Annotated in this window: 9 protein-coding genes; 6 read left to right on the plus strand and 3 right to left on the minus strand. The window is 58.5% G+C overall.

All coding sequences use genetic code 11. The features are described 5' to 3' along the window. Positions 1-57 precede the first annotated feature (57 nt). Positions 58-1,116 carry a methyltransferase domain-containing protein gene (locus tag LDN12_RS02425; RefSeq protein WP_223921099.1) on the plus strand — a complete coding sequence of 353 codons (1,059 nt, stop codon included), beginning with the start codon at positions 58-60 and terminating at the stop codon, positions 1,114-1,116. 35 nt (positions 1,117-1,151) lie between these two features. Next, positions 1,152-1,976: an MIP/aquaporin family protein gene (locus LDN12_RS02430; protein WP_223921100.1), complete on the plus strand. Its 825-nt coding sequence runs from the start codon at positions 1,152-1,154 to the stop codon at positions 1,974-1,976. 99 nt (positions 1,977-2,075) lie between these two features. Here LDN12_RS02430 and LDN12_RS02435 read toward each other — a convergent pair whose 3' ends face one another. Next, on the minus strand, positions 2,076-3,275 hold the full coding sequence (locus tag LDN12_RS02435; protein ID WP_223921101.1) for an MFS transporter: 1,200 nt from the start codon (positions 3,273-3,275) through the stop codon (positions 2,076-2,078). A 96-nt stretch (positions 3,276-3,371) separates the two neighbouring features. After that, on the minus strand, positions 3,372-4,433 hold the full coding sequence (locus LDN12_RS02440; RefSeq protein ID WP_308464302.1) for a hypothetical protein: 1,062 nt from the start codon (positions 4,431-4,433) through the stop codon (positions 3,372-3,374). A 368-nt stretch (positions 4,434-4,801) separates the two neighbouring features. Between LDN12_RS02440 and LDN12_RS02445 the strand changes: the two genes are divergently transcribed. Continuing rightward, positions 4,802-5,023 (plus strand): NifU family protein, encoded by a 222-nt coding sequence (locus tag LDN12_RS02445; RefSeq protein WP_223921103.1) that lies wholly within the window; start codon positions 4,802-4,804, stop codon positions 5,021-5,023. Between the two features lie 193 nt (positions 5,024-5,216). On the opposite strand, the gene LDN12_RS02450 is transcribed toward LDN12_RS02445, so the two are convergent. Next, positions 5,217-6,866, minus strand: a complete 1,650-nt coding sequence (locus LDN12_RS02450) for a sigma-54-dependent Fis family transcriptional regulator (RefSeq protein ID WP_223921104.1) — start codon at positions 6,864-6,866, stop codon at positions 5,217-5,219. Positions 6,867-7,669: 803 nt separating this feature from the next. On the opposite strand from LDN12_RS02450, the gene moaA reads away from it, so the two are divergent. The 3 genes from moaA (at position 7,670) to LDN12_RS02465 (ending at position 12,102) form a co-directional block, all read left to right on the plus strand. Continuing rightward, on the plus strand, positions 7,670-8,650 hold the full coding sequence (gene moaA, locus LDN12_RS02455) for a GTP 3',8-cyclase MoaA (RefSeq protein ID WP_223921105.1): 981 nt from the start codon (positions 7,670-7,672) through the stop codon (positions 8,648-8,650). 1 nt (position 8,651) lies between these two features. Next, positions 8,652-9,083: an MOSC domain-containing protein gene (locus LDN12_RS02460; protein ID WP_223921106.1), complete on the plus strand. Its 432-nt coding sequence runs from the start codon at positions 8,652-8,654 to the stop codon at positions 9,081-9,083. A 760-nt stretch (positions 9,084-9,843) separates the two neighbouring features. Then, entirely contained in the window at positions 9,844-12,102 is a 2,259-nt protein-coding gene (locus LDN12_RS02465; protein ID WP_223921107.1) for a molybdopterin-dependent oxidoreductase, read from the plus strand. Positions 12,103-12,139 lie beyond the last annotated feature (37 nt).

The raw sequence follows: 12,139 nt of genomic DNA on the forward strand, positions 1-12,139 counted from the left end.
GAGCGGATGATCATCTCACGAATACCTATGAAGGGTCAAAACTCAGGGAGGGAAGGCATGAAAGAGAAGAGGGATGCCTTGGCAATGGTCAAGGAATACTACGGCAAGGTCCTGACCGGAACCAAGGATCTGCAAACGAGCGCCTGCTGTTCGACCGAGTCGTTTCCGCCGGAGCACCGGGCGGTCCTGGCCGAGATCGACGCGGAGATTCTGGATAGGTTCTACGGCTGCGGGTCGCCGATCCCGCCGGCGATCGACGGCTGCACGGTGCTGGACCTGGGGTGCGGCTCCGGCCGGGACGTGTACCTGGCGTCCAAACTGGTCGGGCCGAACGGCTTCGTCATCGGCGTGGACATGACCGACGAACAACTGGCCGTGGCCCGCAGGCATGTGGACAGCCAGGCCAAACGCTTCGGTTTCGATAAGCCGAATGTGGATTTCAGGCAGGGATACATCGAAGATCTGGCCGGGTGCGGGATCGCCGACAACTCCGTGGACCTGGTCATCTCCAACTGCGTGATCAACCTCTCCCCGGATAAGAAGCGGGTCTTCTCGGAGATCTTCCGCGTCCTGAAACCGGGCGGCGAGCTCTACTTCTCCGATGTCTTCGCCGACCGCCGCCTGCCGGAGAACCTGAGGAACGACCCCACCCTGTACGGCGAATGCCTGAGCGGCGCGCTCTACATCGAAGATTTCCGCCGCCTGCTCCTCTCCCTCGGCTGCATGGACTACCGCACCGTATCCACGCGCGCCATCTCCCTGGACAACCCGGAGATCGCCGCCAGGATCGGCCAGGCCAATTTCAGTTCCATGACGATACGCGCCTTCAAGCTGGACTGCCTGGAGGACATCTGCGAGGACTTCGGCCAGGTGGCGTACTACAACGGCACCATCCCCGGCTGCCCCCACTCCTTCGAACTGGACGATCACCACACCTTCTTCACCGGCAAGCCGATGCTGGTGTGCGGGAACAGTACCGCCATGGTCCAGGAAACCCGCTTCGGCAAACATTTTACCGTCCATGGCGACCGCTCCGTGCATTTCGGCGCTTTTCCCTGCGGACCTGCGCCGGCGGCAGGCCCGGCCGATCCCTGTGCCGGCGGTTCATGCTGTTGAACGGACGGATAAAGAAAAAATAAAGGATACCGCTCATGAAATATACCCGCGAATTCGTCGGCGAACTCTTCGGCACCTTTCTGCTGGTCCTGATCGGCTGCGCCTCAGTTGCCGTGTCGGTGCTCTTTTCGGCCCACGTGGGCCTGTTCCAGGTCGCCATGATCTGGGGGTTGGGAGTGACCCTTTCCATCTACGCCACCCGGCATCTCTCCTGCGCCCACCTCAACCCGGCGGTCAGCATTGCCATGGCGGTACGGCGCCGGATGTCCTGGGACCGTCTGCCGGTGTACCTCTCGGCCCAGTTCCTGGGGGCATTCATAGCCGCCGGCCTGCTGTACCTGCTGTTTGCCGATTCCATAGCCAACTTCGAGAGCATCAACGGCATCCTGCGCGGCTCGCCCCAATCGGTCAAGACCGCGCAGATGTTCGGTGAGTTCTACCCCAATCCCGGAGCCGGTCCCGCCGCCGTCGTTTCGACCCTGAGCGCCTTCTTCGCCGAGGCGGTCGGCACCTTCATCCTGGTGTCGATGATCTTCGCCCTCACCGCAGGGTGCAACCTGGGCAGGCCGTCAGAAGCGCTCAGCCCGCTCTTCATCGGCCTGACGGTGACGGTCATCATCTCCATACTCGCCCCGCTCACGCAGGCAGGGCTGAATCCGGCACGGGATCTCTCCCCGCGTCTGTTTTCCTGGTTCATGGGGTGGGGCGATGCCGTGTTTCCCGACCAGGGCATTGGTTTTATCACGGTCTACGTATTGGGGCCGATTGTCGGCGGTGTGGCGGCTGCGGGGCTCAGTTGCGTAATGGAACCGCTGATGAACAGGAAAAACATGGCCGGGGATTCATGCGGGTGCAGTTGAAACCGCTTCGTTGAGAGCAGCCGGCGTAGCGGATACCGGGTTTGGAAACTAGCCGCGCATTTCGCCGGTCTGCCCGTTCCCTTGCCCCTGGCGTCATTATCAGGCTGGATTCTTCTCCGCAATGGGTTGACGGGTGTACAGCAATCTGAACAGAACCAGCGCGACCAATCCCAGGGCTCCGTTGATAAAGAAACCGGCCTTGAAGCCCTCTGCCCTGATGACTGGCCCCATGCACACCGAACTGAGCATCATGCCGGCATAGATGCAGGTGTTGTAGCATCCTACCGCAAGTCCCCCCATTTCGCGCGGCACCACCTGGGCAATCAGCGCGCAGATGACGGTAAAAGCGCCCCCCATGCCGATCCCCATTATGGCCGCGGTAACGATAAGCGAAGCCACCGAGAGGCACAGTCCGAAAGCGAACAGCGCCAGGGCAAAAACCGCCAGACTGACGGCTACGAGGATGCTTGGGTCTTCAAACCGGTCGCACAGCCGTCCCGCCGGCAAACGCGACAGGGTGTTGGTCAGGGCGCCGGTCGCGAACACGAGCCCCACATGCATGGTATTCATCCCCAGGCTTTTTATGTAGAGCGGCATGAAGGTGACAAACATGCCGTAGCCCAGGCAGCAACCGAGGACGGCAACCAGGCAGGCAACCAGCGGGCGGTTTTCCATAAGAGAGCGCAAGGACGGCAGTATTGCCGGATGGGCGTGGTCGCTGCGCCGCTGTGCGGCGGGGATCGGGAGGAAGAAAAGGGCCACGAAAAACATGGCGAAGATGAGGCCGCCCGCGACAGGGAACACCGGCCGAAGTCCCGTCGCCCTGGCCAGGAAGCCGCCGGCCGCCGGCCCGAGGGTCATGCCGGCGTACATGGCCATGGTGTACCAACCGAAGGCCTGACCCCGCAACTCGGCAGGGGTGATGTCGCCCACGTAGGCCATGAGGGCCGGAGAAAACGTGGACAGCCCGACCCCGAAGAACAGATAGATAACGGCCATCTGGGGCAGGTTGCCGCTCCAGAAAAACAGGAACGACGACGCCCCGAGGATGAGAAGCCCCCCCAGCAGGGGCACTCTGCGCCCCAGCCGATCCGAGATGAGGCCTGACGGTATGGAGAGGCAGCATGCCGTCAGCATGAAAACGCCGTTGATCATGCCCACCTGAAACGTGTCGGCGCCCAGTGCGGTGGCCAGGAGCGGGACAATCGGCATCCGCATGTACGAGGCAAGGAAGCAGAAGAAGCTGATAGTGCAGGCGGTCAAAAGACGCTTATCTGCTGCACGTCCGGGTAGCTCCATAGGATAGCTCTTTCTTGAGGGCCGGAAGAGGCGGTAATGCTTGTGAGGGTGTCGGCCGCCGTTCCGGGTACTTGGCCGCCGGCCTTCCCCGTGGCGTCAGGAGGCCAGGAATTCTTCGAAGGCCCGGTCGTGCACCTGGATGTGTTCCAGCCAGAGCAGGCGGATAAAGGCGACCTCGTGGGGCGCCACCTCCTGACCCTTGCGGAGGCGGTGGCTGACCTTGGCGGTATTGAAGCAGATGGCCTGATGACGAAGGCCGTGTACCACGGCCTGGGGGAATCCCACCTGCATCATGCAATTGTTCTCGTAACCGAAATGGTCCAGCATGGCGTCCAGAAGCCGTTCCGCTTCCGCCGTGGGATTGCAGTCCGGCCGGTGGCGTACCGTGTCGATCAGGGTATTCAATTGGCTGGTGATGCTCCGGTGCCGGCTATCGCAGCTTGACTCACTCCCGGAATACTGGCGGGAATCGGCCATTGCACTCGAGAAGTAGTGGCTACCCTGCTGGTAGGCCAGGAGTTCCATGTCCGGGACCTTTGCAGCGGATGCCCTCCGGCAGGCGCCACCCGCTCGAAGCGGGTCCTGGAGAAGTTGGGGAAGACCCCGGTGGTTGAGATCCGCCCTGGCGTCGGATCTGGAATCACCCGGACGTATCCAGGTCTTCAGGGCCTCGTGCCGGGAGAGCTGGCCGTCGGTCCGGTTGAGCGGGCGCCGGGGCGGGCCTGGTTCGGATGCGGATACCGCTCCCCTGGCGGCCGTTCCGGATGTCCGTCCTTCGGCAGACCCCCACAGCGTCTCTTTTGCCGTCTGAAGGGTAGACGTCTTGAGTTTTTTGATCAAGCCTATGCCACGCCCCTCTTGATGCAGGTAAAGGGTGATGCCGCTGCCTTGTTCCATGAGCATTTCCATGATCCCTCCTTCCCGGCGGGTCCCGCAGTCACTCCATCGCTTGCCCGCGACATCGCCGGTTCCGCAACGTAATCGGTCCCCGCAGCTCCCCGGTTGCACCCTTGATTCATGGCCGGGGGCGAGCGTCCGACACGTTACAAAGTGGTGTTTGCAGCTAACGTACCATCGGGAATAAATGTTTAAATTCATGTAATTGTTGAATTTATTTACAGGGGTGTCCTGCCGGTATTCTTCTTTTGATAATAGCATTATCGATTTGGGAAAATATGGTTCGAGATGGCCGGGCCCGCGCGCCCAGGCAGCTTCCGGAAGCGAAACAGCCTGTTACTGGCAAGTGTTGACGCAAACGGGCCGCCGGGCCGCAGCCAAATTGAAATGCACCTTGTCAAAAGAAGAATCCGCGAGCGTGGAGCAGGGAAGGAGCTGAATGATATCGGACGATTGCGCGCCTTCCCCGGATGGCACATTCGTTGCTGTTGCCTCTACAGTCATGGGTGGCGCATCGCCGTGCGCCGTGCCGTCCGTGCGGCATCGGTCTTCCCGGAATCGGCGACTTCGCGCCCTGCCCGGAGAGGGATGTGGAGAACACCCCAGTATGAAAACAAAGGAGATGACGTATGAAAGAGAAAATAGTGGAGGTTCTGGATGCGGTGCGCCCTGCGGTTGTCGCCGAGGGCGGCGATCTGAGGTTGGTGGAAATAGGCGCGGACGGCACGGTCACGGTGAAAATGACGGGGCTTTGCGGGACCTGCCACGCGACCCTCTGGACGCACCGGTTGCGCATCGAGCGGGCCATGAAAGAGAAACTGCCGGGCCTTGCGGTAATCGTCCAGATTTAGGGTTAGTCCGTAAATAACGTTGGCCGGGTATCGCGCCCGTATTTGGGGCGGACGTTCCCGGCCTGACAGAGAAAAACCACCGGCGGAGCAGGGCTGTGCCGGTGGTTTTTGCTTTTTGCGATCGAAGGACAGGGGAAGATGCTCTGAAAACAGGATGCGAGTCCGCAAAGCTTATTCGCGGACAAGCTCCTCGTCAGGAGGCTGCCCCGCCCCGCCCCGAACCCTGCGCTTCATATTCTTTAAGCTTGCGATACAGCGTGGCCAATCCGATATTCAGCTCGGCCGCCGCCTGGGCCTTGTTGTCTCCCAAGGCATTGAGAACACCCAGGATATAGTCGCGCTCCACTTCATCCAGCGGACGGATACAGCCCGATACCGTCGGCTGCAACGACATGGCCCGCAGTTCGCAGGGCAAGTCGCAGACGTCCACATGGCTTTCCTGGCACATGGCAACGGCGTACTCGACCGTGTTCTGCAGTTCCCGGACGTTGCCCGGCCAGCTGTAGTGCAGCAACTGGTCGGCGGCATCCGGGGTGAACCCTATGATGGTGCGTCCCATGGCATGGGTGATCTTGTGCAGGAAAAACCGTGCCAGGGGAAGAATGTCCTCATTGCGTTCACGCAGGGGCGGTACATGCAGTTCGATCACCCGCAGGCGATAATACAGGTCCTGGCGAAAACGTCCGGAGGCGATCTCTTCCGTCAGGTTACGGTTGGTGGCGGCGACCACCCGTACGTTGGTGGGGCGGGACTTGTTTTCTCCCACCCGCCGCACTTCGTGTTCCTGAAGGGCGCGCAGCAACTTTACCTGCATGCCCGGCGACACCTCGCCGATCTCGTCCAGGAACAGGGTTCCGCCGGATGCCGCTTCGAAGAGCCCCGCCCGCTCCCTGTCCGCGCCGGTAAAGGAGCCTTTCGCGTGTCCGAACAGTTCGCTCTCCAGGAGCGTCTCGGTAAGCGCTCCGCAGTTCACGGCCAAAAACGGTCCGCACGTCCGCGAAGACTGGTCGTGGATAAAGCGGGCCATGAGTTCCTTACCCACGCCGCTATCTCCGGTTATCAATATGGAAGAATCCACTTTGGCGACGCGCCAGGCAATATCGACAATCCTGCGCATGGACTGGCTGCGGGCCATGATGAGCGGCGGGGCCTCGGCCCCCTCCAGGAACGCCAGTTGGGATTGCCGGTTCTTCAGTTTCTTTTCCGTGCAATTGAGCTTGGCGCTCAGATCCTTGAGCAGGGTGGGGAAGGATTCCATGCGGTAATAGACGAGATGGGGTTCGATCTCCGGCCCCCATTTCTCCTTGTAGCGTGCCGTGACATGGCAGATCGGATCGCCCTTTCCGCGGCACTGGTCTTCAATGAAGATAACCTCCCGCCCCTCGGCGTAGGACGAGTAACCGCTGGCGAAGGCCGTCTCCGTCCAGCAGACCGCTTCGTCCGACCTCCCGATGTGCAGCAGGTGCTGTTCGGCTTCGTAGCAGTCGCCCCAGTTGGAGGAGATCAGCGGTTCGTCGCCTTCTCCATCGGTTCGTATGTTGTGGTGGACGCCGAGCTGGCCGGTTAAGGCATGGAGTTTCGACCCCGCATATCCTTTCGAGTCCTTCCAGACCTCCGGCATGTTCTGTTGGATGTTCATGGCCGTGCGCCAGCCGTTTGCATAGCCGTACCTGGTAAGGATATTGCGGGCGGCGAAGGTCCCCAGGGTGTCGATAAGTTCCTTGCGCAACAGCCCTTGGGCGAAGGCGTTCATCAGGAGCGCCCTCTCCCCCAACAGCTTCATTACGCCCCCTTCGGGGTTGAATGACAGCAACTCACGCAGGTCCATGTCGTCGATTCTCAATGGTGCCCCCAATTTTTCATAATGATAAGGCGAATATCAAAACAAGAAACCACTGCACGGGTAGATAATTAAAAATGTAATAAATTAAGCTTGTTATGTCTCCTGAACGAGTGGCATGGCTCGTGCTATAGGTAACGGCAGGTAACGAAGTGCGCTGTTTGAATAATGTAAGTTAAGTGTAACATAAAATTTTTTATTATAACATAAAAAAATACGAATGCAAAGAGATTATATAGCGAGGGATGCGTTATTTACCTGATTGACTACTCACAAGGCCCTGAAGTCTGCCGGCTGCCGGGTTCTCGGTATTATTCAACAAACGGTGATGCCATCTCCGTATAACAAAAAGGAGGAAACAAAGACATGTGTTTTAGACCTGCTGGAGTATCCAAACCGCAAGAGTGCCCCAATTGTAAGAAGAAGCTTGCCGCCATAGGTGGGGTCAAGCAAAAGATCTGTCCGTTTTGCAAAACGCCTCTGACCGAGGATGATGCAGCCGGGGCAGCCAAGGCATAGTGCCGTCAATGGTCGGCAGCTATCCTCTGGCGATGATAGTGCCAAGATTCAACCGGGGGGCTTGAGCAACCCCGGTTGAGTCGGTTGCCGGTTGTTGTCTTCGTGACGCGCTGAACCAAGCTATGATCGAAATTCATCGCCAGGGATGCGATTCCGTTCTGCTCCGCCGGGGGCGAGGTGCCTGACCACGGCCTCGCGACTCCCGCCGGTAATGGGCCAATACAGCCGGGGTCTCGGACCTCGGCAATCCGTCCGGGTGGCCGATTTCGTGGAGGAGCCGATCATCTATGAAGCTTACTGACTCCCTCGGGAGAACCATAAACTATCTGCGGCTGTCGGTTACCGACCGTTGCAACATGCGCTGTTCCTATTGCATGCCCGCTCATGGCGTCTCCAAGATGTGTCACGACGATATCTTGAGATACGAAGAACTGCAACAGATCGCGGAAGCCGCCGTGAGCATCGGAATCGAGAAGGTGCGGATCACGGGCGGCGAACCCCTGGTGAGGGCCGGCATCGTGGACTTTCTCGCCGGCCTTGCGGAAATCAGGGGATTGCGCCACCTGGCATTGAGCACGAACGGCGTCCTGCTGAAAAGAATGGCCGCCGACCTGCGCACAGCCGGAGTGCAAAGTCTCAATGTGAGCCTCGACTCCCTGAAGCGTGAGGTGTTTTCCGCCGTCACCCGCGGCGGCGATCTGGATATGGTGCTGGCCGGCCTGGATACGGCGGAAAAGGTCGGCTTTCCGGCGCCCAAAATCAACATGGTGGTCATGCGCGGGGTCAACGACGCTGAAATCCTCGATTTCGCCGAACTGACCATCAGTCGTGGCAACTCCGTGCGCTTCATCGAGTACATGCCGGTGATCAAGGAGTCCGGCTGGCAGCATTACTGCGTCCCGGGCGAAGAAATTCTGCAACGCATCGCGACGCGCCACTTGCTGGTCAACGTGGACAAGGGGGCTTTTGCCGGTCCTTCCCGCGATTTCCGTATTCCGGGGGCTCGCGGCACCATCGGCATCATCACCGCAGTGTCGGGCCATTTCTGCGGAGAGTGCAACCGTATCCGGGTTACCAGCGACGGCAAGGGCAAAGGGTGTCTGTTTTCCGATGAAAAAACCGACCTGCTCCATTGTCTGCGCCCTCTTGATCGCCTGAAGCTGAGACGTACCCTCAGGGATATCGTCATGGCGAAACCTGAACGGCATAATATCTCCTTTACCGGGTATGAGCACGAAAATTTTACGATGGCACAGATTGGAGGGTAGGATGGCACAGGTTGTCGCCGTCTGCATCAGCGAGAAAAAGGGTGAGCGCAAAACCCCGGTGCCCGAGGTCCAGGTGCGGGAGAGTCACGGCATTGCGGGAGACGCCCATGCCGGAGATTGGCATCGCCAGATCAGCCTGCTGGCCGAGGAGAGCATCGACAAGATGCGGGCGCTGGGGCTGGACGTAACCTCGGGCGATTTCGCCGAAAACATCACCACCAGGGGTATCGAACTGGTGACGTTGCCCGTGGGGAGTCATCTCCAGGTGGGGGAAACCCTGCTGGAGGTGACCCAGATCGGCAAGGAATGTCATACCCGCTGCGCCATCTACTATCAGGCGGGCGACTGCGTCATGCCCAAGGAGGGTATTTTCGCCAAGGTCCTCGCCGGCGGGACCATCCGTCCGGTTGACGAGGTCCGGCTCCTCAACTGACGCCTGTGCCGCTTCGCCGCCGACGTCGCCGCGGAATTGAGCGGGTGCTCTTGCCGGGAGGGCCGGTAAGGCTGGAGGCGCCCCTGGGGGACTCGTTTGGCCGCCATATGATAGAGGGGGCAGGCCGCACTAATACCAGTCGATTTTTTTGTGATAGGGACATCGTTCGTGGAAACCCCGTTATTGTTAACGGGGTTTTTTATTTATGTAATCAAGGCATGGCAGAGAATAACTCGTTGTTGGACGGCTGCAGGTGGGTCCCGTTTTCAGGTAATGCATGTAGATAATTTTCCGCGGCAGCCCAAATAGCTAATGGCCTGCTTTCCGGCCTTTTCAAATTGAGAACTACTTTATCAAAACAATAGCTATTTTGGCGAGATTCGGTAAATAAATCAAATAATATCGAATAGTTATCAATAGCTTTTCGTGCTGGCACAGTCGTTGCTGATACTACATGAAAATCATCATCAGCGGTCGTTTCGATAAGGGCTCCGGAAGCCTTCGTCACGAAAAGCGGGAAAGATCAAGCGGGAATATTTTTTAAATGTATCAAGTTGTCCGGCAACTGGTCTTGCCATTATCGGTATTGAATTATGTGAATACTATTTGCTGTCGATATTAAATAAAACTTTCACTGTGAAGATTATTTAATATCTGTATCTGCAATGATATCACCAATAGAAGAAAGGAGGTGTACTGAAAATATAAAAGCAGAATTTGACTGTTGGCTATATAACTAAAAGAAGGGATGGGTGAAACGATGAAAAAAGAATGGAAAGTACAGAATGAAGATGGATCCTATACCGTCAGGACATGCGGCTGGTCGCCACCGGGCGATCATCCGGTGGGCTGCGGTATGTTCCTGCACGTCAAGAATGGTATGCTCGAAAAGGTCGAGGGTGACCCCGAGCACCCGATCACCAACGGCAGGCTCTGTATCAGGTGCCTGACCTTGCCCGAGTATGTGCATCATCCTTCGCGTATTACCACCCCCATGAAAAGGGACTTTGCGGACCGCGGTAAGGACAAGTGGACCAAGATTTCCTGGGACGAGGCATGGGATATCATTGTTCCCAAGGTCAAGCAGCTGAAGGCCGATCACGGGGCGGAATCCATCGTCGTCTTCGGCGGCACCGGTCGCGAGGCGTGTTTGTACTATTACCCGCTCGGTTTTGCTTCACTCGGAACTCCCAACGTATGTTACCCCCTGAGCGGTTGGTCCTGCTATGGCCCCCGTTGCGCCATTACCGACTACATCCTCGGCGCGGGCTACCCGGAGATCGATAACGCCGGTTACTATCCGGACCGTTATGACAACCCCGCCTATACGTTGCCCAAATATATCATGGCATGGGGCAAAAACCCCCTCATGTCGAACCCGGACGGCTTCTTCGGCCACTCCTACATCGACATGATGAAACGCGGTACCGAACTGATCATCATTGACCCGCGTATCACCTGGCTCGGTTCCAGGGCCAAATACGTATGCCAGCTCCGTCCCGGTACGGATACCGCCCTGGCCCTGGCTTTCCTCAACGTCATCATCAACGAGGACCTGTACGACCATGACTTCGTCGATAACTGGACCTACGGCTTCGACGAGTTGAAAGAGCGCGTCCAGGAATATCCGCCCGAAAAGGTTGCGGAAATCACCTGGGTACCGAAAGAAAAGATCATCGAAGTGGCACGGCAGTTTGCAACCTGCAAGCCCTCCACCATTCAGTGGGGCCTGGCGGTCGACGAAAACCCGAACGGCGTGCAACTCGGTCACTGCATCCTGACCCTCGCCGCCATTACGGGCAACCTGGACGTTCCGGGCGGCATCACCCTCGGACCCCCGGCAGCCCTGCTCGGCAAATGGCGTGTGGAAACCCGCCGCAATCTGTCCGAGGAACTCTGGGACAAGCGTATCGGCGCCAAGGAATGGCCGGCACTCAGCACGGCATTGGCCACGACCCATCCCGACGAAACCCTGGATACCCTGGAAACGGATAAACCGTACAAGTTGCGGATGGGCTGGTTCAACAGCAGTAACTTCATCACGCCTACCTGTTCGGCTGCACCGCAGAGATGGCACAAAGCGCTCCAGAAACTCGAATTCTGCGTTGTGCAGGATTGCTTCATGACGCCTACGGCCATGGCATTCGGCGATATCTTCCTGCCGCTGCCCACCTTCGCCGAGCATGACGGCGTCGTCATCACCCACTTCGGCCGCAACTCCGTGTTCCTCGGCGCCATCAACGAAGCCCTGCGTGTCGGCGACACCCGGTCCGACATCGAAGTCTGCATCGAACTCGGCAAAAAACTGCACCCGGATATGTGGCCTTTCGACGACGTACCCGACTTCTTCACCAAGCAGATCCAGCCGGAGTTGGGTATTACCTTCGACGACCTGCGGGAGCTTGGCGTGTACCAGCCGGCATATACGTACCGCAAGTATGAAACGGGCGGCCTCCGTTCCGACGGCGAGCCCGGATTCAATACGGTAACCGGCATGGTCGAATTGACCTCGACCCTGTTCGAGGCCTGGGGCGACGATGCACTCCCGTATTACAAAGAGCCTCCCTACAGCCCCGTCAGCACGCCGGAACTCTTCAAGGAGTACCCGCTGGTGCTTACGACCGGCGCGAGGAAGTTCACCTCGTTCCACTCCGAACACCGGCATATCGCGACCCTGCGGGAGATCGATCCCGGCCCGATCGTCGAGATGCACCCGGATACCGCTGCAAATCTGGGCATTATCGAAGGCGACCATGTCATGCTGGAAAACATGTTCGGCAAGTGCAAGATGAAGGCGAAGGTGACCCCGACCATTCATCCGAAGGTCGTTCACGCCACACACGGCTGGTGGTATCCCGAAAAACCGGCCGATGAGCCGAGCCTGTATGGTGTCTGGGAGGCTAACATCAATACTCTGGTGCCGCACAAACATATCGGAAAACTCGGTTTTGGCGCTCCGCTCAAACAGATGATCTGTAAGGCTTACAGGGTTGAACCTGATCATACCTTTAGCCTGTAGTAACCGGTAATGCCCCCCCCCCGTGCTGGCCGGGGGG

Source organism: Geobacter sp. AOG2 (genome assembly GCF_019972295.1).
Taxonomy (GTDB): domain Bacteria; phylum Desulfobacterota; class Desulfuromonadia; order Geobacterales; family Pseudopelobacteraceae; genus Oryzomonas.

Coding starts and splice junctions, on each gene's coding strand:
- LDN12_RS02465 (WP_223921107.1), top strand. CDS start 9,844: ATGAAAAAAGAATGGAAAGTACAGAATGAAGATGGATCCTATACCGTC.
- LDN12_RS02445 (WP_223921103.1), top strand. CDS start 4,802: ATGAAAGAGAAAATAGTGGAGGTTCTGGATGCGGTGCGCCCTGCGGTT.
- moaA (WP_223921105.1), top strand. CDS start 7,670: ATGAAGCTTACTGACTCCCTCGGGAGAACCATAAACTATCTGCGGCTG.
- LDN12_RS02425 (WP_223921099.1), top strand. CDS start 58: ATGAAAGAGAAGAGGGATGCCTTGGCAATGGTCAAGGAATACTACGGC.
- LDN12_RS02440 (WP_308464302.1), bottom strand. CDS start 4,433: ATGCTATTATCAAAAGAAGAATACCGGCAGGACACCCCTGTAAATAAA.
- LDN12_RS02435 (WP_223921101.1), bottom strand. CDS start 3,275: ATGGAGCTACCCGGACGTGCAGCAGATAAGCGTCTTTTGACCGCCTGC.
- LDN12_RS02460 (WP_223921106.1), top strand. CDS start 8,652: ATGGCACAGGTTGTCGCCGTCTGCATCAGCGAGAAAAAGGGTGAGCGC.
- LDN12_RS02430 (WP_223921100.1), top strand. CDS start 1,152: ATGAAATATACCCGCGAATTCGTCGGCGAACTCTTCGGCACCTTTCTG.